The sequence below is a fragment of the Kribbella soli genome (assembly GCF_004331345.1).
Lineage (GTDB): Bacteria > Actinomycetota > Actinomycetes > Propionibacteriales > Kribbellaceae > Kribbella > Kribbella soli.
This window is the reverse complement of sequence record NZ_SJJZ01000002.1, coordinates 1,542,876-1,563,775: the sequence shown is the minus strand read 5'-3', so window position 1 is coordinate 1,563,775 and position 20,900 is coordinate 1,542,876. Positions and strand designations below refer to the sequence as shown.

Below are 20,900 nucleotides of genomic sequence, written 5' to 3'. Positions count from 1 at the left end.
TACGCCGACGTACGGTTGCGGCATGGTGTCGCGGCGGAGTTGGGTCGAGCAGATCATGGGGCTGCCCATCAGTGTGCTCGCCCGCGGGGACGGCGCCGAGTCGCTGCGGGCCGACGCAGCGGTGCGGGAGGTCTTCGCCGAGCTGACCGAGGTTGATCGGGTGTTCTCGCCGTACAAAGCCGGCAGCGCGGTGAGTCTGCTCGCGCGGGGCGAGATGACTTGGGATCGTGTCGATCCGGTGGTGCGGGAGGTCGCGGAGCGGTGTGCTGTCGCGCGGCAGTCGACCGATGGGCTCTTCGATGCGGACGTGCCTGGCGGTACGTGGGATCCTTCCGGGCTGGTGAAAGGGTGGGCGGTCGAGCGGGCCGGTGAGCGGTTGCGGGAGGTCGTCGACGTGGACTGGTGCCTGAACGCGGGCGGCGACGTGCTGGTGGTGTGCCCGAGCGGCGAGCCGTTCACCGTGGGCGTCCAGGATCCGCGAGATCCGGGAAGGGTGGTCGCGAGCGTGCCACGAATCGGCGGAGCGGTGGCGACGAGCGGGACCGCGGCGCGCGGAGCACACCTGTACGACCCACGGACCGGACAGTCGGTGGCGAGCCGATGGTTGTCGGTATCGGTCAGCGGCCCGTCTCTGGAGTACGCCGACGTGCTGGCGACTGCGGCTTTCGTCGCCGGTGACGACTGGCCCAAAATGTTGCTTGCGGGGTACGAAGGGCTCGGTGTTCTTGCCGATGGCAACCTGTCCGCGACGGCCGGCTGGGGCCGGCTGTGACGTCGAGCATCCTGCTGGTCGAGGACGACGCCGACCTGGCCCGGCTGCTCGACCGCGTGCTTACTGACGAGGGGTACGCCGTGACGCTGGCAGGCGACGGACACACCGGCCTGCACCTCGCCCTCACGCGGCCGGTCGACGCGATGATCGTCGACCGTGGCCTGCCGGCCGTCGAAGGCCTCGATCTGATCGCGCGGCTACGGAGCCGGGGAGTCGGTACGCCGATCCTGGTGCTGTCCGCGCGGAACAGCACGGAGGATCGGGTCGAAGGTCTCGATGCCGGGGCCGAGGACTACCTGACCAAGCCGTTCGAGCTCACCGAACTGCTCGCGCGCGTCCGTGCCCTGCTTCGTCGGCACCTGGATCATGCTGTCCACCTCGCCGTACCGGGTGGCTCCCTGGACCTGGCGACCCGGACGGTACGACGGATCGACGGCGGATCCGTGGAACTGTCGGAGCGGGAGGCGGCCCTGCTCGGCTTGCTGGCGGCACGACCTGGTGCTGTGTTCACCCGGGCCGAGCTGCTCGATCGGGTCTTCGGTGACGCCGAGTCGGAGACAGTCGTCGACACCTATGTTCACTACTGCCGCCGGAAGCTCGGGCGGGGAGTGATCAGTACGGTGCGTGGGCTCGGGTACCGGCTGGGGAAGTTGTGACCGGCCGGCCGATCGGCGACGAGGTGCTCGTACGTCGGGCCGCGCGCGGGGTCGCCGTACAGGCAGCCGCGTTGGTCGCGGTGGCGATGCTGCTGTTGATGGGCCTGGTCACCGTCGTGGTCGTGCGTGGGCAGGCGGGTGCAGCGGATGATCTGCTCCGGTCAGCTGTCGCCACAGCAGACGATGTCGGCGATCCGCCGGCCGGGGCCTGGTTGGTCATGACCGGTCCGTCGGGAACCACCAGCTCACCTGGGCTCCCGGCGGAGCTGCTACCGGAGCTGGCCGCGTTACGGGCGCGAGCCGCTGGACAGGTCAGGTTGGTCACCGTGGAGAACGACGACGGCGAGTACCGCGTTGCCAGTGGTTTGGTTGAAGGCAGGCCGGTGCAGGCCGTTCTGAATCTGGCGACTGCGCACAAGGAACGTGCCAGGCTGCTGCAGGCGATGGGATCGGCTGCGGCGTTGGGACTGCTGTTGGCCGGCCTGCTCGGCGTGGTGATCGGACGACGCGCCGTACGGCCGCTTGCGCAGGCGCTGACGTTGCAGCGCGCCTTCGTGGCCGACGCGGGGCATGAGCTGCGGACGCCGTTGACGTTGCTGAGCACACGAGCGCAGGTCCTCGGGCGGGCCCTGCGTCGCACTGGTGCCAGTGACGAGATCGTTGGCGACGTGGATGGCGTTGTGGCGGACACCCGCCGGCTCGCGGAGATCGTCGATGACCTGCTGGCCGCGGCCGATCCGCGCGGTGCCGACAGCCACGAGCCGGTAGATCTGGCTCGGATTGCGCGGGACGTGGCCGATGCTGCAGGAGCTCATGCGGCGCAGGCAGGAGTACGGCTCCACTGGGCCGCCGACGACGACGCTGCGCGTGCTCTCGGCTCGCCGAGCGCGATTCGGCGGGCCACTGTCGCGCTGGTCGACAACGCGATCGACCACACACCAGCCGACGGGGAGGTACGGATCGCCGTACGACGACAGCGCGGCGACGTGATCCTTGCGGTCAGCGACACGGGTCCTGGGATCGACCCGGAGGCGGCGCAGCGGGTCCTGCGCAGGTTCGACTCAGGCGGCCACCGAGCCGGGCGCAAGCACTACGGCCTCGGTCTGGCGCTGGCGCATGACGTCGCGAACCGGCTCGGTGGCCAGCTCCGGCTCGCCCCGAGCGAGATCGGTGCCACCTTCGAGCTCGTCCTGCCCGCCATCGCAGAAGGCGGTCCAAGGAAGCACTAAGAATCGGCGGTCATCGTCGGAGCATGACGTACCGCGGACCAGTACGAGAGGCGATTCGGCCGCGGACGATGCACGCCCGGCGGCGACCGCGCCCGACTCCGGTGTGGTGGCGCGACGTTGCCGGGGTGCTGTGCTGGTCCAGCGTGCTGGTGGTCGTTGCGCTGTGGGTTTCGGGCCGCGGGTTGCAGACACTCGTGACTGGGACGGCCGACTTGCTCACCTCGCTCGGGCGGCTGTCCGGGCTGGTGGCCGCGGATCTGTTGCTGGTGCAGGTGTTCCTGATGGCACGGGTGCCGATGATCGAGCGGAGCTACGGGCAGGACGAGCTGGCGCGTCGCCACCGGCTGGTCGGCTTCTGGTCGTTCAACCTTCTGCTGGCGCACATTGCCTTGATCCTCGCCGGGTACACGTTGCGCGATCACAACAACCTGCTGCGTGAGACGTGGACGGTCGTCACGACGTACGGCGGGATGCTGCTCGCGGTCGCTGCGAGTGCCGCACTGACGGTCGTGGTGCTCACATCGATCAAGGTGGCGCGAAGGGCGCTCCGGTACGAGTCTTGGCACCTGCTCCACCTGTATGCGTACGTCGGAGTCGGGCTGTCGGTTCCGCACGAGATCTGGACCGGTGCGGACTTCACGACCTCGCGCGTGGCGCGCCTCTACTGGTGGTCGGCGTACGGCGTCGCACTCGGCGCGATCGTGCTGTACCGCCTGGCGCTGCCGCTCTGGCGCACGCTTCGGCACGGGCTCACCGTGCGAGACGTGATCCGCGAGGCGCCCGGCGTGGTGACCGTGCTGCTCGGCGGGCGCGGGCTGCACCGGATGCCGGTCCGGGCGGGCCAGTACTTCGTGTTCCGGTTCCTCGACGGTCCGGGCTGGTCACGGGGCAACCCGTACTCGTTGTCGGCGTCTCCGGCGCCGGACCGGCTCCGGGTGACCGCGAAGTCCGCGGGCGACGGCAGCAGCCGGCTCGCCCGGTTGCGGCCGGGTACACGGGTTGCGGTCGAAGGGCCGTACGGCCGGCTGACCGCGGAGCGACGGGTCACCGACCGCGTCGCGATGTTTGCCTGCGGCATCGGTATCACCCCACTGCGGGCGCTGCTCGAGGAACTCGACTACCGGCCTGGCGACGCGGTGCTCGTGTACCGCGCGCACAGTGTGGCGGACCTGGTGTTCCGCGACGAGCTCGAGCAGTTGGCCCATCGTCGCGGCATCACCCTGCACTACCTGCTCGGCCCGCGACTGGCGGCGCGGGAGTCGTGGTTGCCCGAGCGCGCCCGCTTCTCGTCCGACGAGGACGCCGTACGGCGCCTGGTGCCCGGGATCTCGCAGTACGACGTCTATGTCTGCGGACCGGACCGCTGGATGGATGCGATGTGTGCGGCTGTTCTCGCCGCCGGGCTGCCGGCCGCGCAGTTGCACCAGGAACGGTTCTCGTGGTGAAAGGAGTAGGTAGGTGAGGCGCGGGATCAAGCTGCTGATGACGGTGGCGACCACGGCGGTGGTCGCGGTCGCGTTCCGGGCGAGTGCGCAGCCGAACACGACCAGCGGACAGGCGACCGTGGTCAGCTCGGGCCCCGCGAGAGACCCGTCGGCTCGACCATCGGAGTCCAGCCGCGACAGCAGACGAAAACCACCGTCCGCCCGTTCGAGCGCGTCCCCTCGGCGTAGCACGCCAACTGTCCCTCGGGCGAGTACCCCGACCCCGTCTTCGGTCGTTGTGGCGGGCGGTGTGGTCGACACCCAGTACGGGCCGGTGCAGGTCGAGGTGACCGTGCGCGGTGGGCGGATCGCCAAGGCACGTGCGCTGCAGCACCCGAGCGGAGGTGGGGAAACCGACCAGATCAACAGCTACGCGGTCCCGCAACTCGACCACGAGACCCTGGCGGCGCAGAGCGCGAACATCGACACTGTGTCCGGGGCAACGTTCACGTCCGACGGGTATCGCCAGTCGTTGCAGTCGGCACTCGACGCCGCGCACCAGGCCGGTGCGCGGTGACAGCGCATTCGGTGCGGCTGCGGCGCAATCTCGTGGTCGGCGGGAGCACCGGCGTACTGCTGGTGCTGTTGTTCCTGTACCCGACGAGCAGGAACCACGTGTCGGGCCCATCGGTGCCCGCAGCAACGCCTGGCGTCGTCAGTACTTCGCCGGGCACCAGTGACCTGACCGTGAACGGGACGTCGGAGGGTACGCGGTACGGGCCGGTGCAGGTCCGGATCACGGTCCGCGGCCATCGACTGATCACGGTGACGGCGGTGGTGTATCCCTCGTCTGGCGGCCGGGACCGGGAGATCAGCTCGTTCGCGCTTCCGCAGCTCGAGCAGGAGGCGATCGCGGCTCAGAGCGCCCGGATCGACACGGTGTCGGGGGCAACTTTCACGTCGGACGGGTACCGCCGCTCGCTGCAATCCGCGCTGGACGCCGCACACTTCCGTGCGGCGGGCTGAAGTCCTCCAAGAATTCCCCAAGAAGCGGCTGCCAGCCTGATCTCCCTGACCCGACTCGAAGGAACCCGCATGCAGACTGTCAACGGTCTTCCCGCCCACGTGCTGCTCGTGCACGCCATCGTCGTCCTGCTCCCGCTCGCGGCGGCTCTCCTGGTGCTCACCGCACTGTGGCCGCCGGCCAGGCGCCGCCTGGCCGGTCCGAATGCGATCCTGTCGGTGCTTGTCGTCGTGCTGGTGCCGATCACGACGAGCGCCGGCGAGTGGCTGGAGAGCCGCGTCTCACCGAACCCGCTGATCCATCGGCATGCCGAGCTCGGAGACACCGCCATCTACGCGGCCATCGGGGTCGCAGCCCTGGCGGTGATCCTGTGGTGGCGGCAGCGGGAGAGTACCGGGCGGACGCCGGCAAAGCGCACGTTCCTCGCTCCTGCCTCGAAGGTCTTCACCGCGGCGTTGACCGTGGTCGCCGTTCTGGTCGCGGGCGCCGCCATGTACGACGTGGTTCGGATCGGAGACTCCGGCGCCAAGGCCAGTTGGAGCAACTGGGCCGCCCGCCGCTGAGCGTTTCCGGCGAACCGGCATTGCTCTTACCCGCCGTGAGCGGTTGAGATGTCGCGGCCGTCCAGGGTTGGCAGGGCGAGGGCGAGCAGCAGTGCGGAGCCTGCGAGGAGCCAGAGGTGGGTCAGTTGGAGGCCGGCGCCGAGGGGGCCGTTGTGGAAGGCCTGGTAGATGGGGGAGTAGGGCTGCCAGGGCTCGAAGCGCGGCAGGATGAGGCCGGCGGCGTACACGACGTAGGCCGCGGTCGCTGCGGACGCCGAGAGGGCGATGGCGGTGGCGCGGCGGCCGGTGAGGGCGCCGACGGCCAGGGCGAGTACGCCGTACTCGAGGCCGAGCAATGTCATCGCGAGGGCCCCGCTGGCGGCGTCGGCTGCGGAGATGCCGAGGCCGAAGGTCAAGCTGCCGACGATCGTGGCGGTGAAGAGTGCGAGCCCGAGGACCGCGATCGAGGTCAGCAGGGCGAGTGCCTTGTCGATGATGATGCGGGCGCCGGAGACCGGGGTGACGAGCAACAGTTCGAGTGTTCCGCGTTCCTCCTCGCCGGCGATCGTCCGTGCGCCGTGGCCGATGCCGTAGACGAGGAACAGGCTGGGCAGCAGCAGCGTGAAGAGCTCGGCGTTGAGGAAGCCGACGCCGGTGGTCATCGCCTCCAGGTTGAAGAACTTGCGCAGCTGCTCGGGGAACGACTTGTACAGCTCTGCCAGGTCGGGCATGTCCCGGACCGAGGGCCACAGTGCGCACTCCAGCAGGACCAGTGCGGCGATCGCGACCGACCAGCCGATCAGTCCGCGGCGCGCGTCGTACAGCGACTTGAGATAGACGTTGCGGAACACGACTCTCACCCCTGTCCGTCGTAGTAGTCGAGGAACGCGGCTTCGAGGTCCGCCTCGTGGCTGACGACGTTCGTCACGCCGTACGCCGCGACCGTCTTGATCAGTTCGGCCGTCGATCCGGTGACGACGACGTGGGCGACTCGGCCGTCGATCGACAACTGCTGCACACCCGCTACGGCCCGAACGAGGTCCGTCGGCGGGGTCGTGGCGAACGTCAGGTCGAGCCGGCGCCGGGCCTTGTCGCGCAGCGCCTGCACCGATTGGACGGTGACCAGCCGTCCTGCGCGCAGGATCGCGACGGTGTCGGCGACCGCCTCGACCTCCGACAAGACGTGCGACGAGAGGAAGACGGTCCGGCCAGCGTCCCGGGTCTCTCGTAGCAGCTCACGGAACTCGCGTTGCATCAACGGGTCCAGCCCGGTCGTCGGCTCGTCGAGGATGAGCAGGTCGGGGTCGTGCATGAACGCCTGCACGATGCCGACCTTCTGCCGGTTGCCGCGGGACAAGGCGCCGATCCGGACGCCGAGATCCAGGTCGAAACGCTTGGTGAGGAGGTCGATCCGGGCCCGGTCCACGCCGCCGTAAAGATGGGCGAAGTAGCTCAGGTACTGCGCACCGGTGAGGTCCGGGTAGGCCACGAAGTCACCTGGCAGGTAGCCGATGCGCCGTTGGAGAGCGTCGTACTGGTCGGAGGCGTCGAAGCCGAACACGACCGCCGACCCGGAGGTCGGGCGGATCAACCCGGCCAGCAGCCGGATCGTGGTGGTCTTCCCGGCGCCGTTCGGCCCGAGGTAGCCGAGGATGATGCCGGCGGATACGTCGAGATTCAGCCCGTCGAGCGCGGTCCGGTGACCGAACCGTTTGGTGAGGTTGCGGGTTCTGATGACGTGGTCCATGTCAGGGCTCCGGGTGGTGTACGACGGCGACCGGGCAGTATGAGTGGTGGAGCAGGCCGCGGGCCACGGAGCCCATGCGTAGTTCGGAGAACGCCGTACGGCCGAGGCCGCCGACTCCGACCACGATCCGCTGGTGTGCGGCCGTCGCGGGGTTCCAGGTGTCGGGGACGACGATCAGGGGGACCTTCGTGGCGAGCGCCGTGCAGGTCTGGGAGGTGGAGCCGAGTACTAGTTCGGCGAAGCCGCCCATGCCGCGCCGGCCGACGACCAAGGCGATGGACCGTTCGGAGAGCTCGAGGAGGGCCTGTGCCGGATGGCCGTGGCGGACCTCGAGCGACGCGTCGCGGAATCCCAGCCGCCCGAGCTCTTGCAGGGCGTCGTCGAGGACCTCGCTGCCGTCGTCGGCTTCGGTGGGTGGCGGGCCGCCGCCTACTTCGCCTTCGTCGTCGAGGACGTACACGGCGTGGAGCGGTGCCTGGTGTAGTTCGGCGTACGCCGTTGCCCAGGTCAGTGCGATCAGGCCGTCGCGGGATCCGTCGATTCCTACCAGTACCGGCAGCTCTGCGGACATGACACCTCCCGGGCTTGTAGTCCTGCAGCTCCAGTCAAGTCGTACGGCGGAGGCGTGGGCAGGACAGAAGGTCCCGAGGAGGAGTACCGAAGGTCCCGGTGCACGGGTGCTGTTCAACCGCTGTCCCGGAGGGCCGCGGGGACGAGAGTCGAGGGTGGGAAGTCTCGTTCAGGGAGGTTTGTGATGAAGTACAACGGTCCCGGGCAGCGGACGAGCTGTGCACCCGCGTCGTACGTCCGGGCGGGACGGTCGCCGGCCACCACGGGAGCGCTGAAGGTCGCACTGTTCGGCGAGCAAGGGTTCTGAGCGCGAGAGAGCCGCGGTCCACGACGCGATTCCTGATCAGACCCTGACCCGCTCGAGGTGACTCGGCGTGACTGCGGTCCAGTCGAGCTCGTCGTGGATCCGGCGGGCCAGCTCGGCACGGGCGTGGTCCTCTCCGTGGACGACGTACACGGTTTCCGGTGCGCTCGGCACCGCCGACAGCCAGCTGATGAGTTCGTCGGAGTCGGCGTGGGCGGAGAATTCGGACAGCCCGACTACCTGTGCGCGGACCGGTATGTAGCGGCCGTGGATCTTGACCGAGCGGGCGCCGTCGAGCAGCGCCCGGCCGCGGGTGCCGGGGACTTGGAAGCCGGGGAGGATCACGGTATTCCGCTTGCTCGGCAGGAGCCGAGCCAGGTGGTACAGGACCCTCCCGCCGGTCGCCATACCGGACGCCGAGATGACGATCGACGGACGGCCGGGATCGCTGATCCGCATCGATTCCTCGACGGAGTGGACCAGGCGCAGGGTGCCGGGGTCGAACGGGTCCGGCCCGCCGAGGATCTCGGGACGGAGCTCGGGTGACTTGTTCGTGACGGCAGCGCGGTAGACGTTCAGGGCGGCCAGGGCCATCGGGCTGTTGACGTAGACGGGCAGGTGTGGAATCAGGTCGGCGCGCATGAGGCCGGCGAGCTCGTGCAGCAGGACCGCTGTGCGGTCGATCGCGAAGGCAGGCATCAGGACGACGCCGCCTCGCGTTGCGGTTGTGCTGATCAGGTGGCCGAGCTCGGCGTGGTCGAGGGGCTGGTGGTGCCGATCGCCGTACGTCGCCTCGACCAGGATCGTGTCGACGGCCGGCGGAGGCTCCGGCGGGCGGAGCAAGGGGTGCTCTTGCCGGCCGAGATCGCCGCTGACCAGCAGTCGTCGGCCGTCGATCTCCAGTTCGGCGAAGGCCGAGCCGAGGATGTGGCCGGCGCGGTGGAGAGTCACCGTTGCCGCGCCCAGCTCCGTGCGGCCGTCGGTGGGGCGGAACAGTCTGATGGCCCGTTCCGCGTCCTCGGTGTCGAAGAGCGGTTGCGGCGGATCGTGCCGGGAGTAGCCGCCGGCGCGGGCGTGCTGGGCGTCTTCCATCTGGAGGTGGGCGGCGTCGCGGAGCACGATCCCTGCGACGTCCGCCGTACCTGGGGTGCAGATCACCGGACCGCGGAACCCTTGCCTGACCAGGCTCGGCAGGTAGCCGCAGTGGTCGAGGTGTGCGTGGGTGAGGAGGACGGCGTCGAGCGAGGCCGGGTCGACCGGGAACGGGTCCCAGTTGCGGCGGCGCCACTGCGCCTCGCCTTGGAACAGGCCGCAGTCGAGCAGGATCCGCTGGCGGTCGTGCTCGAGCAGGAACTTGCTGCCGGTCACCGTTCCGGCCGCGCCGAGGAAGGTGAGCACGCTCATGAGGCGTTTTCGAGGCTTTGCTCGAAGCGGAGGGCGACCCGGCTGAGAGCGCGGAGCGCGGCGACCGTCTCGGCGATCTCCCGATGGGAACTCGTCGGGTGGACGGTCCGGAAGAGGTCGTTGCGGAGGTCCTCCAGGCCGTCGAGGAGATGCTCGATCTCGTCGACGACGATCACGTCGTACGGCCGCTGAGCGGCGAGCATCGGCAGGATGTGACCGCGGAAGGCGACGAGGGTGTGCTGCGCCTCGGCCAGCCGACGCTCTTCGAGGAACCAGTTGTCGGACAAGCTGGTCTCGGCGAGGTTCTCGAGGTCGGCCTCCCAGCGGTCGATCTCCTGACGCAACGTGCTCATGACTGCTCCTCCCACTTGTCTCACCTTCAGGCTCGCCCTGGGAAGGCAGATGGCGCTGCGGGCAACAGTCCCGACCTGGCGGGCCGTTCGGCTCATCGACGCTACTGAAATCGTGGTCGCTGTCCCCACGGCAGCAGACGCCGACCCTGAACAGACTCGATCCCGAGCCGAACCAGTCGCGGATCGTCCATCGGCATCCACGTGTGGAGCGGCAGCGTACGACGCAACTCGTCGGCCTCGTCGTCCGTGATGACCGACAGGTGTCCGATCGCCGTGACGGTCCAGCCGACATGACGTTCCCTGTCCGCTTCGTCAGCCTCGAATGCGATCAGGTCGCCTCGTTCGGCGGCCCGGAACTTGTCGCCCTGGCCCGTGCCGAGCACAATCGTGTCGTCGTCCAGGACGAAGTTCACCAGCCGGACCGCGGGCAGACCCCCGCCGTGTACACCAGCCGCCCGAGCGCAACCGACCGGAGCATGCGACGGCACTCGGCCTGTGCGAGGATCGCGAGCCGAGAACGGTCGAACCGCAGACGCGGAGTGGTCATCGGACATCCTTAATGCACCGCGCGGACCGGTAGGCGGACGATGGCGATGGGGGAGTGGGTGTGGGCCGTCCGACCTACACCGCGGCAGACGGCGATATCGCACTTGAGATCCGCCGCCTGGCAGCGGGCCTGCGTGGTCGGGACTTTCGGCTCTGCGGGAGTCAGTTGGCTTTGCCGGTGAAGAAGGCGGTCTCGCTCATGAATTCGGGCTCGACCTCGATGCTGATCTTCGCGAGACCTGACTTCGGGACCGAGAACGCTGTCGTCGCGGTCTTGCGTTTGCCGGGTTGCAGGCTGCCTTCGAACGGGTACTGCCCGCCGACGCCGTCGGTGTAGACATTCTCTGCCTGGATGCCGTCGGCGCCGTATGTGAGCCGCGCCTCGGCCCCACTCAGGTCGACGTTGGCCGACGTGCCATTGGTGATCGTCCAGGTCACCTTAACGGCCTTGTGCCCCGCAACCAGTCCGAAGGCGTAAGAGCCGGCGTTGAAGACCTTCACCGACACGACGCGGACGGCCAGGCCGGACTTGTAGGTCAGGGTCTTGCCGATCACCGCCGTGTCCTTTGCCGGCTCGGCGCTCGGCTCCTCGGTGGCTGCCGGTTCCTCGGTGGCCGGCGGCTCCGCGGTCGTCGGCTCGCTGCTCGGAGCAACGGTGGGCGCCGTCGTGACCTGAGTCGTGGGCGTCGCTTCGCCGCTGATCGGGTCGGCAACGGCGCCGCAGCCGACGAGCAACGTTGCGGCCATAGCGACGGCAACAGACATACGTTTATTCATGGATAAGTCCCCCGTTCTTGTCCCCGAGCCCCCCTCGGGATCAAGATCACCGTATTGGCCGTCACTCCCTGCGACTAGGGCCGATAGTCCCGAGCCGTCTCGTGCCTTAAGGCCCGGCCCACCTGTCGGTGCGCGCGCCCAGTAGTCAGGTGTGATCCGTGGTCAGGGTTTTCAGGCTTTGCCAGAGGAACTCTTCGCGGTCGGCGATCTCGTGCATGGGTGTGGTTGCCGGCTCCAGCAGGTCGGCAGGGTCCTCGAGTTCGGCAGCTGCGGAGAAGGTAGCGGCGACGTCTTCCCAGAGATCGCCGATCGCGTTCAGCTCATTGCCGAGTTCGTCGAGTCGGGCCTCGCCGGTGATGATGGCGGCTTCGCCGAGGAAGCGTGCGTACATGTACCTGAAGATGCCGCCGCCGGTGCCTCCGCGCGCGTCGATGAACATCGCTGTGTTGAAGCAGGTACGGCGTAGCGCGTCGGTGTCCAGCGCATCGGGCCACCGCAGTGTCTCCCGGATCGCCTTGCGGATCCCGCGTACGCCGAGATTGGTGATCGGCGGCTTCAGCATGCCGTCGCACACCTCGATGATCGCGGCGCGGACGTCGGCCGGGCGTGGCTCGCGTGCGTTGCTGAAGTCGAAGGTGTACCAGGTGTGCCGGGGTGGAAACGGCCGATAGGTGGATCCGCGCGCCTGCTCCAGCACGTCCCAGTCGACTGGATGAAGTTGCTGATCCCGGTCCGCGATCAGCACCTGCCCGGCCTGAGGGTCGTAGCCTGCCACGACCACGACATGGCCGCCGAAGTGGTAGTTGGCTGGGAGGTCAAAGTACGGCAGGAATCCCATGTCGACGTACACGAGTGTCGGCTCGCCGGCCTCCAGAAGTAGGCGCAGCTCCGCTTGAGCAACGCGCGTGCTGGACGTGGCGTGAGATGCGACGGCGACGCCCGTACGTCGGCCCGCTGTCTTCTCCAGGCCTTCTTGCTTGGGGCCGGCGGTGTTGGCGCGGCCACCGTAGAAGGGATCGGTGTCCTTGATGTGGAAGTACGCGAACCCGAGCCCCGTCCCGAGGCCGAACAGCAGGTCCTCGCTGATGCGATAGCCGTGGAAGTCGTACACGTGCTTCAGCGACCCGGTCACGCAATGGTGTGTTGGATAGCTGCGGACTTCCGGGAAGGGCCGAACCGCGGGATGCCCGCTGACCGTGGTCGCCATCTCAGTGCCTCCTGATCACCCGACTTCGCGTCCAGCGTGCTGTGGACCGAGGTACAGGCACAGTGCCGAAAGTCCCGTCATCGCGTCCGCCCTGGATTGCAGGGACGTCGTACCCCCAACTAATAGGTCTTCAGACTCTGGCGTGCGGCAGAGGTCTCTGCCGAAGGTGGAACATGACGCGGCCGGTCGTCCGGCAAGCGGAGGGGATCGGCCTGGGGCAGGGGGCTCGGCCATGGGGGCAGAAGGCTCCTCGTTCGAGGGTAGGGACGTGGTGGGTCCGCGATTGGCGGCCTACCGAGCCGTTTGGCGGGCCTTTCGAGGCGTGGCTGTTGCGCTCGGCGTCGTTGCCGCCGCGGTGTTGCTGCCAGCGGAGATTCTGGGCGTGGCACTCCTGGCGGTTGTCGTCGCTGCCGCGGCAGCTTTTGGTCTGTATGACGGCGGAGACGCTGCCCGCCGGACGAGAGGACAGGTCGTCACTGCCGTCGCTGCAGCAACTGCAGCGACTACCTTGGTCCTCGGCCTTACCGTCGTTCTCGGCCCGAGCGTGCTGTGGCTGGCCGTTCTCTTGGCGGTCACCTCGCCTGCTGCGGTGCACTGGTATGGCGTGCGACTTGGAACCAGTACAGCGATCGAGCGCCTCGACGTACCGCAACGCAGTACTGCGGACCTCTGCCGCCAATGGCGCGACAGCTACGAAGCACTGCGGCAAGCGAGGACAGATAACCAGCGTCTCCACATCGTCTTGGAGCGCCAGCGCTGCCTCGACGAGCTTGACCGGCGCGACCCTGAGGGCCTGCAGGCGTGGCTCGCGTCCTCCGCCAGCGCCGCCGGCGATCCATCCAGATTCCTCAAGAGTCAGTAGCTCCCATGACCGTCACCGGACCAGGAGCTCTTCGAGCCTTGGCCGAAGGTCGCCGTCGTCTCCCTCGACATCGGCGAGGGCAGAGCGTCTGATCCAGGCGGGACCTTCGGCCCTGTGGACGTCGTGCCGGTCGCTGGAGCCTGGGAGATGGAGGTGGCATATCCCATGACCGCAACGCTGACGACTGCCCGCTACGTGTTCGACTTCGCCGAAGGAAGCATGGACCAGAAGGACCTGCTCGGCGGCAAGGGCGCCAATCTCGCCGAGATGACCCGCCTGGGGCTGCCGGTCCCGCCGGGTTTCACGATCGGGACAACGGCTTGCCGGGCCTATCTGGAGAACGGCGATCTGCCACCGGGCGTGGCCGACGAGATCACCGAGCATCTCGGTCGCCTCGAGGCGACGATGGGCCGTCGGCTCGGTGACCCGGCTGATCCACTGCTGCTGTCAGTGCGCTCCGGCGCGAAGTTCTCCATGCCTGGGATGATGGAGACCATCCTGGACATCGGGCTGACCGACGCGTCCGTCCAGGGGCTTGCGAAGCACTCAGGTGACGATCACTTCGCGTGGGATTCGTACCGACGGCTGTTGCAGATGTACGCGCGGACGGTGCTCGACGTACCTGACGAGCTCCTGCAAGCGGCCGTGTCGACTGAGTACGCCCAGTGGGGAGTCGGTACGCCGGAGGAGTTGCCGGCCGAGGCGATCGAGCGTGCCTGTACGGCGTTGAAGCGGGCGATCGCCGATTATGCGGGCAGGCCGTTCCCGCAGGACCCGCTGGAGCAGCTCGACCTGGCGGTTCGTGCCGTCCTCCGCTCATGGTCGACGGAGCGGGCCCGTCTGTACCGGCGGCAGGAACACATCGCCGACGATCTCGGTACGGCGGTCAACGTGATGGCCATGGTCTTCGGCAACCGCGGATCCGACAGCGGGACCGGCGTCGCGTTCACTCGCGATCCGGCCTCCGGCGCGACCGGAGTCTACGGTGACTACCTGCAGAACGCCCAGGGCGAAGACGTTGTCGCGGGTGTCCGCAACACCGTTCCACTGGCGCAGTTGGCGGCGATCGACCCGGTGAGCGATGTCGAGCTGCGGACCGCGATGTCGACCTTGGAGCGGCATTACCGGGACCTGTGCGATATCGAGTTCACGATCGAGCGCGGCCGGCTGTGGATCCTGCAGACGCGGGTCGGGAAGCGGACCGCCGCAGCTGCGTTCCGGATTGCCGTCCAGCTCGTCGACGAAGGGCTCATCACCCTCGACGAGGCGCTGCTCCGGGTGAACGGCGCGCAGCTCGGCCAACTGATGTTCCCGCGGTTCGGCGAGGATCACGACGTACCGGTGGTGGCTCACGGCGTCGCCGCCTCGCCAGGGGCTGCGGTGGGTATCGCGGCGTTCGACTCCGCTGCGGCCCGCAGGTTCTGGGATGAAGGCCTGCAGGTGATCCTTGTCCGCCGTGAGACGAACCCCGACGATCTGCCCGGCATGCTTGCTTCGGTCGGAATCCTCACCACCAGGGGCGGCAAGACGTCACACGCGGCAGTCGTCGCCCGCGGGCTCGGAAAGACGTGTGTCTGCGGTGTCGACACCCTGACCGTCGATCCGGTCGCTCGCCGGGCCGTCACCTCCGACGGAGTTGTGATCGAGGAAGGGGACATGCTCTCCCTCGACGGCCTGGCCGGCGTCGTCTACCGCGGAGAGGTCCCGGTCGTCGCTTCACCTGTGGTCGAGTACTTCGAGGGGCGACTGGAGCTCTCGAAGTCGGACGATCTCGTACGGGCCGTGGATCGCCTCTTGCGTCATGCGGATGCTCGTCGAGTGCTCGGCGTACATGCTAATGCGGACACCCCGGCCGATGCCGATCGCGCTCGCCGGTTCGGTGCCGGAGGTATCGGTCTGTGCCGGACCGAGCACATGTTCCTGGGGGAGCGGCGCAAGCTGGTCGAGCGGCTCGTGCTCGCGGACGGTGCTGCGGAGCAGGAGGCCGCGCTCGAGGATCTGCTGCAACTGCAGCGTGCTGACTTCGTCGGAATCTTCCGTGCGATGGCCGGTCTGCCGGTGACCGTACGGCTGATCGATCCGCCGCTGCACGAGTTCCTGCCCGACCTCACCGATCTGTCGGTGCGGGTGGCCGTGGGTCGTGCGACGGACGCACCTGATCCTGAGGCCGAGCGTCTCCTCACGGCGGTGCAGCGGATGCACGAGAGCAACCCGATGCTCGGCCTGCGCGGGGTTCGGCTGGGGATCGTCATCCCGGGGCTGTTCGCCATGCAGACCCGAGCGATCGCCGAGGCGGCCGCCGCGGTGACCGCAGAGGGGCTGGAGGTGTACCCGGAGATCATGGTGCCCCTGGTCGCCGGCGAGGCGGAGCTGCGGTTGGTGCGGAACGAGATCGAGAGTGTGCTTGCCGATGTGGCGGCATCCACCGGGTGCGTGGTCGCGACCCGGATCGGGGCGATGATCGAGGTGCCGCGGGCGGCGCTCGGTGCTGAGCGCATCGCCCGGTCCGCGGACTTCTTCTCGTTCGGCACGAACGACCTCACGCAACTGACGTGGGCGTTCAGCCGCGACGATGTCGAGGCTTCGATCTTCCCGCGCTACCTGGACGCCGGCATCTTCGCGGTCTCGCCGTTCGAGTCGCTGGATGTCGAGGGCGTCGGCCGGCTCGTCGGGATCGCAGTCGCCGAAGGCCGCAAGGGCAACCCGGACCTGGTCATCGGCGTTTGCGGCGAACACGGTGGCGACCCTGCCTCCATCGCGTTCTTCGCCGGGGCGGGCCTGGACTACGTCTCGTGCTCGCCGTACCGAATCCCGATCGCCCGCCTCGAAGCCGGACGCGCCGCCGTCGCCCCGACTTCGTCCGGCAGCGACACCCGCTGAGCAGCCACGGCGCAACCGGTGGATTCAGTCGTCGTGGTGGTGATCTGTTGCGAGCGAGGTGGCTGGCGGGCGGTAGCCGAACGATGCCAGGAGTTGGGACTCGGTCCGGCTCGGCTGCCAGTCTCCGGTTCGTTGAGTGTCGGCGATCTTCTCGAACGCGTTCTGAATCGAGGCCTCGGCCGGTGCCGTGTCGCCGGCCGAGAGCTGAGTGGCGGCCTGGTCGAGGCGTGCCGCCGCAGATCGCAGCTCGTCGATGGCCAGCAGTCGCGCGTCGTCACGTAGCAGGTCGCCGAGGTGATGGAGCCGACTGACTCCGCTCGGCGCCGACGCGCTGGTGCGGGTAGGTGTGACCGGAGTAACCGGAAGACGTGGCTTCGCCGCGGTGGTCGTGGGGCGCGGCCTTGCCTGACCACGGCTCGGGCGCTGAGGTGTTGTCCTCGAGATCGGTCGCGTCGGCGGGGCGGCTTTCGGGGCCGGCCGGCCGGCTCTCGCCTGCGGTGCTGACAACGCGGTGTCCGACTGGTCGCCGTCCGTGCCGAAGAGGAGGGCACCTGCGACGGCCACGGTGATCGCACTGAGCACGGTTCCGGCGCCTGTCAGCCGCCGCACTCGAATCCGTCGCCTCTGGACGTTGTATCTCCCCGTGAGCTGCTGGTCGCTCACTCCTGCCTCCGTCTGTAGGGCACGGAAGTTAGCAGGTCACAGGTTGGTAACGCAAGCCGTCCGCAAAGCCGGACGAGCTCTGGCTTCGGCAGTCGACGGGACGGATCGTGATGTGTACCTTCGTCTCTGTTTCATCGGGGTCCCGACCGGTCAGGAGTTGTCGCCGGATGTCGTCTTCTCGGTCTGCCCCGATGCGCATGTACGGATTGGCTGCGCGGCTGCGATGGTTCGCCGCGTACCTGGCCGTCCTGCTGCTTCCGTTCTTCCTCACGTGGCTGATCCTGCACGACAGCCACATCAGGCCGGGTGAGGGACTGGCCCTGAGCGCGGGCATCGTGGGGTTCTCCACACTCGGAGTCGCCGTGGTGCTTCCCGCCCGGCTCCATCGGCTCGTCGCGACGTTCGGGATCGAGACCGTGCTGCGGATCCATCGCGTTATCGCGATGCTGGCGGGCGTCCTGGTCCTGCTCCATGCGGTCGTCGTGCTGTTCGTGGATCCGCGTGGTCTGCGGATCTTCGAGCTCTGGCACACCACCTGGGCGGCCCGGGCCGCGACGACGTCCACCGTCGCGCTGCTCCTGATGATCGGGCTGGCGGTACGCCGACGTCGTCGCCAGCCGCGCTACGAGGGCTGGCGGCTGGTGCACAACGCCCTGGCGGCGGTTGTCCTGACCACGGCATGGCTGCACGTGTGGTGGCTCGCTCACCTCGTCCGTCATCCGTTGCTGGGCGGGTGGTTCATCGCGATGGGCGCGCTGGCCGCCGGTCTCGCCGTCCGCAGATGGATCTGGCTGCCGCTGCGGGCGCGCCGCAACGCCTACCGGGTCGAGATGGTTCGCCTGGAACCCGGCGATGCCGTGACGCTCGTACTCCGGGCCGACCACCATCGCGGTATGCAGTTCCACGCCGGGCAGTTCGCCTGGATCAAGATCGGTTCTTCGCCGTTCGTGTTCGAGGAACATCCGTTCAGTGTGGCGTCGAGCGCCGAACATCCCGAGCGGGTCGAGTTCACGATCAAGGCGCTGGGGGACTTCACCGAGCTGGTGAGTGCGGTGCGGCCCGGCCGGCGGGTGTTCCTCGACGGTCCGTACGGCGGGTTCACGATCGAGGGACACGGCGCCTCCGAAGGCTTCGTGATGATCGCCGGCGGGGTAGGAATCACTCCGCTGCTGAGCATGTTGCGCACGCTCGCCGATCGCGGTGACGGCCGTCGGCACCGGCTGATCGTGGGAGCCCGCACCGAGGACCGGATCCTCCTGAGCCGACAGGTCGACGAGTTGCGCGGCAGACTGAACCTGAAGGTGATCGAGGTCGTGGAGACCCCGGACGCGGGGTGGCGCGGGGAGGTCGGGCGGATCGACCTCGACCTGCTGTCCCGGGTTCTGCCACGCCGTGCACGGCACCTGGAGTACTTCCTGTGCGGTCCTCCGACCATGGTGGCCGGGATCTGTCAGGACCTGCGGGACCTCGGAGTCCCACTGCGTCGCATCCACACGGAGCTGTTCAGCTCCGTCTGACCCATGACGAGTTTGTGTCGCCGGTCCGCCGGCGGACGCGGGCCTCCGTGAGAGTCGCGTGACAACAGTGTCATCCGGGCCCGCCGACCGGGTCGCTGCCGCACTGTTGCCGCTGACAGCGTGACGTCCGTGGGACGTCCGCCGGGGGACGCAAATGGGGGAGGGATCGTGACGTACCAGCAGAGAGCTGTGTCGCGGCGCTGGGTCCGGACGGTGGCCGGACTCAGCCTGATCGCGGCGATGTTGTCGGCCGGCCAGGCGGTGCGCGGTGCGGCACCTGCGGCGGCCGCCGGGCCGGGGAGCCTGACGCTGCATGTCGCCAGTGCCCGGTCGGTGAACTCAGGTCCCGGATTCGTGCACGAGAACGATCCGGTGCCGCACTACAAGTGGCTCATCAACGTCGACGACACCGGTGACCCCGGTACCCGGGCGAACCAGCTGACGGATCGATGCCTGCCGGCGACCGCTACCGGCGGCTCGTCGGATCCGGACTACGCCGACACGTGCCCGTGGCCGTCGACCCGCCCGACGTCGGGCTTCGCACCGATCGTTGCCCAAGGCACCGAGGCGGAGCTGAACGACGGCACCGCGCTGAGCAATCTGCCGCCGGGTAAGTACCTGATCTCGGTCACCGCGGACGGTTCCGCCGTCGATGTCGAGGCGACCGGACAGTTGCCGCTGCGAATAGTGGCCGTCCGGAATCATCCCGGTCCGGCCACGGTCACCGGAACCTGGGTCGTCCCGAGCAGCCTGCCACCACGTGCTGTACTCGTCTCCAACAGGCCGCTGACACCCTGGACCAACGCCGGCGCCACGGCTGTCGCCGTACTGTCCCTGGCCGTCGCGACTGTCCTAGGTGCCCGGAGCCGTCGCCGCACCGCGGACCTTGGACTCCCTTCCGAGCCCCAGGACCTCGCCGGCGCGGGGACGCGATCATGACTCGGCGTCGCCTGGCAGGACCAATGACCAGCTGAACGTGCCGTTCGACCCTGTGCCGGTCATGCCGGCCCGTGAACGATGAGGAGACCAGCGGAGTCGAGGAGCACAAAGTGAACACATTGAACGGCCTGCCGATGCACATCATCCTGGTCCGCGCAGTGGTGGTTCTCCTGCCGTTGTCGGCTCTGCTGCTGGTCCTCACCGTTGTCTCGCCCGCTGCACGTCGCCGCCTCGCCGGCGCCAACGCGCTCCTGGCCCTGTCGGTTGTCGTCTTGGTGCCGCTCACCGCGGGCGCGGGTGAATGGCTGCAAGACCGGGTCGCGTCGACGGCCCTGATCCGCGAGCACGCAGATCTCGGCAGTTCGGCGATCTTCGCCGCAATCGCGCTCGCCCTGATGCCGATCGTGGTCTGGTGGCGCGAGCACGAGGCGACCTCGATCGCGACCGCCGCCCGGGCACCGTCCGACGATCCTGATCCGGCCGGTGTCGCCACGATGATCAAGCAGGCAGTCGGGCGTCGTACTTGGTTGCGTCCGGCATCGAAGACGGTGACGCGCTGGATCGCGATCGCCGCCGTGCTGGTGGCGAGCCCCGCGCCGTACGTGGTGGGCTGATGTCTCACTCGGCAGAGGTGCCCGCACATCCCGGTGAACCGCACCGCGGGGGACTGGCCGGACGCCTGAACTGGTTGCGTGCCGGTGTACTCGGTGCCAATGACGGCATCGTCTCGACGGCAGGGCTTGTGGTGGGTGTGGCCGGTGCCACTACGTCCACGGTGGCCATCGTGACAGCGGGCGTTGCCGGTCTGGCGGCTGGCGCGGTGTCGATGGCGCTGGGGGAGTACGTCTCGGTCAGCAGCCAACGTGACACCGAACGCGCCCTGCTGGCGAAGGAGCGTGCCGAACTGGCCGCGTCACCAGACGATGAGCTGGCCGAGCTGGCTGCCCTCTACGTGCACAAGGGGCTGCGTCCGGAGACGGCGAAGCGGGTCGCGACCGAACTGACCGAACGCGACGCGCTGGTTGCGCATGCGGAGGCCGAACTCGGGATTCACCCCGACGAATTGACCAACCCCTGGCATGCGGCCGGTGCGTCCGCTCTCGCGTTCACGGTCGGCGCCTTGCTGCCCCTGATCGCGATCATCCTGCCTGGACCGGGGACTCGTGTCCCTATCACTTTCGTCGTGGTCCTGCTGGCCCTGGCCGGAACCGGAGCTGTGAGCGCCCAACTGGGTGAGGCCCGCCGGTGGCCGGCCACCCTGAGGCTAGTACTGGGTGGCGCTCTCGCTATGGCAGTGACCTTCGGCATAGGCCAGCTCCTTGGCTCGACCGCACTCTGACATCGCCCAGTCGCTCTGCGGCGACGTCCGCGCCCGATGCCGGAGCGCGCACCAGGTCAACCGGAAGCCGACCGCACCGCCCGGGTTCGGCGGCTGCAGGATCTCGTCCGCTGTCAACTCCTTGCCGCTGTTCTCCGGCATCATG

24 protein-coding genes are annotated in these 20,900 nt (G+C 68.5%); 14 read left to right on the top strand and 10 right to left on the bottom strand.

Features of this window, described 5'->3' with window-relative positions; translation table 11 throughout:
* Positions 1–22: 22 nt before the first annotated feature.
* The 7 genes from E0H45_RS21520 to E0H45_RS21490 all read left to right on the top strand — a co-directional run bounded on the left by E0H45_RS21520 (position 23) and on the right by E0H45_RS21490 (position 5,668).
* Complete coding sequence (locus E0H45_RS21520; protein ID WP_131339909.1) at positions 23–772, top strand: FAD:protein FMN transferase; 750 nt, start codon at positions 23–25, stop codon at positions 770–772.
* Positions 769–1,428, top strand: coding sequence for a response regulator transcription factor (locus E0H45_RS21515; RefSeq protein ID WP_238155132.1), 660 nt, complete (start codon positions 769–771; stop codon positions 1,426–1,428). The genes E0H45_RS21520 and E0H45_RS21515 overlap by 4 nt, the downstream gene beginning before the upstream one ends.
* Entirely contained in the window at positions 1,425–2,657 is a 1,233-nt protein-coding gene (locus E0H45_RS21510) for a sensor histidine kinase (RefSeq protein ID WP_131339905.1), read from the top strand. Before E0H45_RS21515 ends, E0H45_RS21510 begins: the two co-directional genes overlap by 4 nt.
* Positions 2,658–2,680: 23 nt before the next feature.
* Complete coding sequence (locus E0H45_RS21505) at positions 2,681–4,102, top strand: ferredoxin reductase family protein (protein ID WP_202872428.1); 1,422 nt, start codon at positions 2,681–2,683, stop codon at positions 4,100–4,102.
* A 13-nt stretch (positions 4,103–4,115) separates the two neighbouring features.
* Positions 4,116–4,658: an FMN-binding protein gene (locus E0H45_RS21500; protein WP_238155131.1), complete on the top strand. Its 543-nt coding sequence runs from the start codon at positions 4,116–4,118 to the stop codon at positions 4,656–4,658.
* A complete protein-coding gene (locus tag E0H45_RS21495) occupies positions 4,655–5,107 on the top strand; it encodes an FMN-binding protein (RefSeq protein WP_238155130.1) in 453 nt (150 codons plus the stop codon). The genes E0H45_RS21500 and E0H45_RS21495 overlap by 4 nt, the downstream gene beginning before the upstream one ends.
* Positions 5,108–5,176: 69 nt before the next feature.
* Positions 5,177–5,668: a DUF2231 domain-containing protein gene (locus tag E0H45_RS21490; RefSeq protein WP_131339903.1), complete on the top strand. Its 492-nt coding sequence runs from the start codon at positions 5,177–5,179 to the stop codon at positions 5,666–5,668.
* Between the two features lie 26 nt (positions 5,669–5,694).
* Here E0H45_RS21490 and E0H45_RS21485 read toward each other — a convergent pair whose 3' ends face one another.
* The 3 genes from E0H45_RS21485 to E0H45_RS21475 are packed head-to-tail and all read right to left on the bottom strand — an operon-like array spanning position 5,695 to position 7,965.
* Positions 5,695–6,507 carry an ABC transporter permease subunit gene (locus E0H45_RS21485; RefSeq protein WP_202872427.1) on the bottom strand — a complete coding sequence of 271 codons (813 nt, stop codon included), beginning with the start codon at positions 6,505–6,507 and terminating at the stop codon, positions 5,695–5,697.
* Positions 6,504–7,394, bottom strand: coding sequence for an ABC transporter ATP-binding protein (locus tag E0H45_RS21480; protein WP_131339899.1), 891 nt, complete (start codon positions 7,392–7,394; stop codon positions 6,504–6,506). Before E0H45_RS21480 ends, E0H45_RS21485 begins: the two co-directional genes overlap by 4 nt.
* Before the next feature lies 1 nt (position 7,395).
* On the bottom strand, positions 7,396–7,965 hold the full coding sequence (locus E0H45_RS21475) for a universal stress protein (protein WP_131339897.1): 570 nt from the start codon (positions 7,963–7,965) through the stop codon (positions 7,396–7,398).
* 183 nt (positions 7,966–8,148) lie between these two features.
* On the opposite strand from E0H45_RS21475, the gene E0H45_RS43655 reads away from it, so the two are divergent.
* A complete protein-coding gene (locus E0H45_RS43655; protein WP_272948997.1) occupies positions 8,149–8,271 on the top strand; it encodes a hypothetical protein in 123 nt (40 codons plus the stop codon).
* A 36-nt stretch (positions 8,272–8,307) separates the two neighbouring features.
* Here the strand turns inward: E0H45_RS43655 and E0H45_RS21470 are convergent, their stop codons facing one another.
* The 6 genes from E0H45_RS21470 to E0H45_RS21450 form a co-directional block, all read right to left on the bottom strand.
* Positions 8,308–9,672, bottom strand: coding sequence for an MBL fold metallo-hydrolase RNA specificity domain-containing protein (locus tag E0H45_RS21470; RefSeq protein ID WP_131339895.1), 1,365 nt, complete (start codon positions 9,670–9,672; stop codon positions 8,308–8,310).
* Entirely contained in the window at positions 9,669–10,025 is a 357-nt protein-coding gene (locus tag E0H45_RS21465) for a hypothetical protein (protein ID WP_131339893.1), read from the bottom strand. Before E0H45_RS21465 ends, E0H45_RS21470 begins: the two co-directional genes overlap by 4 nt.
* A gap of 101 nt (positions 10,026–10,126) precedes the next feature.
* Entirely contained in the window at positions 10,127–10,438 is a 312-nt protein-coding gene (locus E0H45_RS21460; RefSeq protein WP_165546534.1) for a pyridoxamine 5'-phosphate oxidase family protein, read from the bottom strand.
* Positions 10,435–10,572, bottom strand: coding sequence for a hypothetical protein (locus tag E0H45_RS42520; RefSeq protein WP_165546533.1), 138 nt, complete (start codon positions 10,570–10,572; stop codon positions 10,435–10,437). Before E0H45_RS42520 ends, E0H45_RS21460 begins: the two co-directional genes overlap by 4 nt.
* A gap of 161 nt (positions 10,573–10,733) precedes the next feature.
* Positions 10,734–11,348 (bottom strand): YajG family lipoprotein, encoded by a 615-nt coding sequence (locus E0H45_RS21455; RefSeq protein ID WP_131339889.1) that lies wholly within the window; start codon positions 11,346–11,348, stop codon positions 10,734–10,736.
* A 145-nt stretch (positions 11,349–11,493) separates the two neighbouring features.
* On the bottom strand, positions 11,494–12,555 hold the full coding sequence (locus E0H45_RS21450) for a BtrH N-terminal domain-containing protein (RefSeq protein ID WP_131339887.1): 1,062 nt from the start codon (positions 12,553–12,555) through the stop codon (positions 11,494–11,496).
* A gap of 322 nt (positions 12,556–12,877) precedes the next feature.
* Here E0H45_RS21450 and E0H45_RS21445 point away from each other — a divergent pair, with 322 nt between their 5' ends.
* Positions 12,878–13,417: a hypothetical protein gene (locus E0H45_RS21445; protein WP_131339885.1), complete on the top strand. Its 540-nt coding sequence runs from the start codon at positions 12,878–12,880 to the stop codon at positions 13,415–13,417.
* A gap of 165 nt (positions 13,418–13,582) precedes the next feature.
* Positions 13,583–16,297, top strand: coding sequence for a pyruvate, phosphate dikinase (gene ppdK / locus E0H45_RS21440; protein WP_131339883.1), 2,715 nt, complete (start codon positions 13,583–13,585; stop codon positions 16,295–16,297).
* Between the two features lie 24 nt (positions 16,298–16,321).
* On the opposite strand, the gene E0H45_RS21435 is transcribed toward ppdK, so the two are convergent.
* Positions 16,322–16,906, bottom strand: coding sequence for a hypothetical protein (locus E0H45_RS21435; protein WP_131339881.1), 585 nt, complete (start codon positions 16,904–16,906; stop codon positions 16,322–16,324).
* 245 nt (positions 16,907–17,151) lie between these two features.
* Here E0H45_RS21435 and E0H45_RS21430 point away from each other — a divergent pair, with 245 nt between their 5' ends.
* The 4 genes from E0H45_RS21430 to E0H45_RS21415 all read left to right on the top strand — a co-directional run bounded on the left by E0H45_RS21430 (position 17,152) and on the right by E0H45_RS21415 (position 20,755).
* Positions 17,152–18,477, top strand: coding sequence for a ferredoxin reductase family protein (locus tag E0H45_RS21430; RefSeq protein WP_165546532.1), 1,326 nt, complete (start codon positions 17,152–17,154; stop codon positions 18,475–18,477).
* 168 nt (positions 18,478–18,645) lie between these two features.
* Complete coding sequence (locus E0H45_RS21425) at positions 18,646–19,416, top strand: hypothetical protein (RefSeq protein WP_131339877.1); 771 nt, start codon at positions 18,646–18,648, stop codon at positions 19,414–19,416.
* Between the two features lie 110 nt (positions 19,417–19,526).
* Complete coding sequence (locus E0H45_RS21420) at positions 19,527–20,030, top strand: hypothetical protein (RefSeq protein WP_131339875.1); 504 nt, start codon at positions 19,527–19,529, stop codon at positions 20,028–20,030.
* Positions 20,030–20,755, top strand: a complete 726-nt coding sequence (locus E0H45_RS21415) for a VIT1/CCC1 transporter family protein (RefSeq protein ID WP_131339873.1) — start codon at positions 20,030–20,032, stop codon at positions 20,753–20,755. The genes E0H45_RS21420 and E0H45_RS21415 overlap by 1 nt, the downstream gene beginning before the upstream one ends.
* The last annotated feature ends 145 nt before the right edge of the window (positions 20,756–20,900 follow it).

Excerpts from the sequence above, each read along its gene's own strand:
- E0H45_RS21520 (WP_131339909.1), top strand. The coding sequence starts at position 23 with ATGGTGTCGCGGCGGAGTTGGGTCGAGCAGATCATGGGGCTGCCCATC.
- E0H45_RS21505 (WP_202872428.1), top strand. The coding sequence starts at position 2,681 with ATGACGTACCGCGGACCAGTACGAGAGGCGATTCGGCCGCGGACGATG.
- E0H45_RS21490 (WP_131339903.1), top strand. The coding sequence starts at position 5,177 with ATGCAGACTGTCAACGGTCTTCCCGCCCACGTGCTGCTCGTGCACGCC.
- E0H45_RS21480 (WP_131339899.1), bottom strand. The coding sequence starts at position 7,394 with ATGGACCACGTCATCAGAACCCGCAACCTCACCAAACGGTTCGGTCAC.
- E0H45_RS21475 (WP_131339897.1), bottom strand. The coding sequence starts at position 7,965 with ATGTCCGCAGAGCTGCCGGTACTGGTAGGAATCGACGGATCCCGCGAC.
- E0H45_RS43655 (WP_272948997.1), top strand. The coding sequence starts at position 8,149 with ATGAAGTACAACGGTCCCGGGCAGCGGACGAGCTGTGCACCCGCGTCG.
- E0H45_RS21470 (WP_131339895.1), bottom strand. The coding sequence starts at position 9,672 with ATGAGCGTGCTCACCTTCCTCGGCGCGGCCGGAACGGTGACCGGCAGC.
- E0H45_RS21465 (WP_131339893.1), bottom strand. The coding sequence starts at position 10,025 with ATGAGCACGTTGCGTCAGGAGATCGACCGCTGGGAGGCCGACCTCGAG.
- E0H45_RS42520 (WP_165546533.1), bottom strand. The coding sequence starts at position 10,572 with ATGACCACTCCGCGTCTGCGGTTCGACCGTTCTCGGCTCGCGATCCTC.
- E0H45_RS21455 (WP_131339889.1), bottom strand. The coding sequence starts at position 11,348 with ATGAATAAACGTATGTCTGTTGCCGTCGCTATGGCCGCAACGTTGCTC.
- E0H45_RS21450 (WP_131339887.1), bottom strand. The coding sequence starts at position 12,555 with ATGGCGACCACGGTCAGCGGGCATCCCGCGGTTCGGCCCTTCCCGGAA.
- ppdK (WP_131339883.1), top strand. The coding sequence starts at position 13,583 with ATGACCGCAACGCTGACGACTGCCCGCTACGTGTTCGACTTCGCCGAA.
- E0H45_RS21430 (WP_165546532.1), top strand. The coding sequence starts at position 17,152 with ATGCGCATGTACGGATTGGCTGCGCGGCTGCGATGGTTCGCCGCGTAC.
- E0H45_RS21415 (WP_131339873.1), top strand. The coding sequence starts at position 20,030 with ATGTCTCACTCGGCAGAGGTGCCCGCACATCCCGGTGAACCGCACCGC.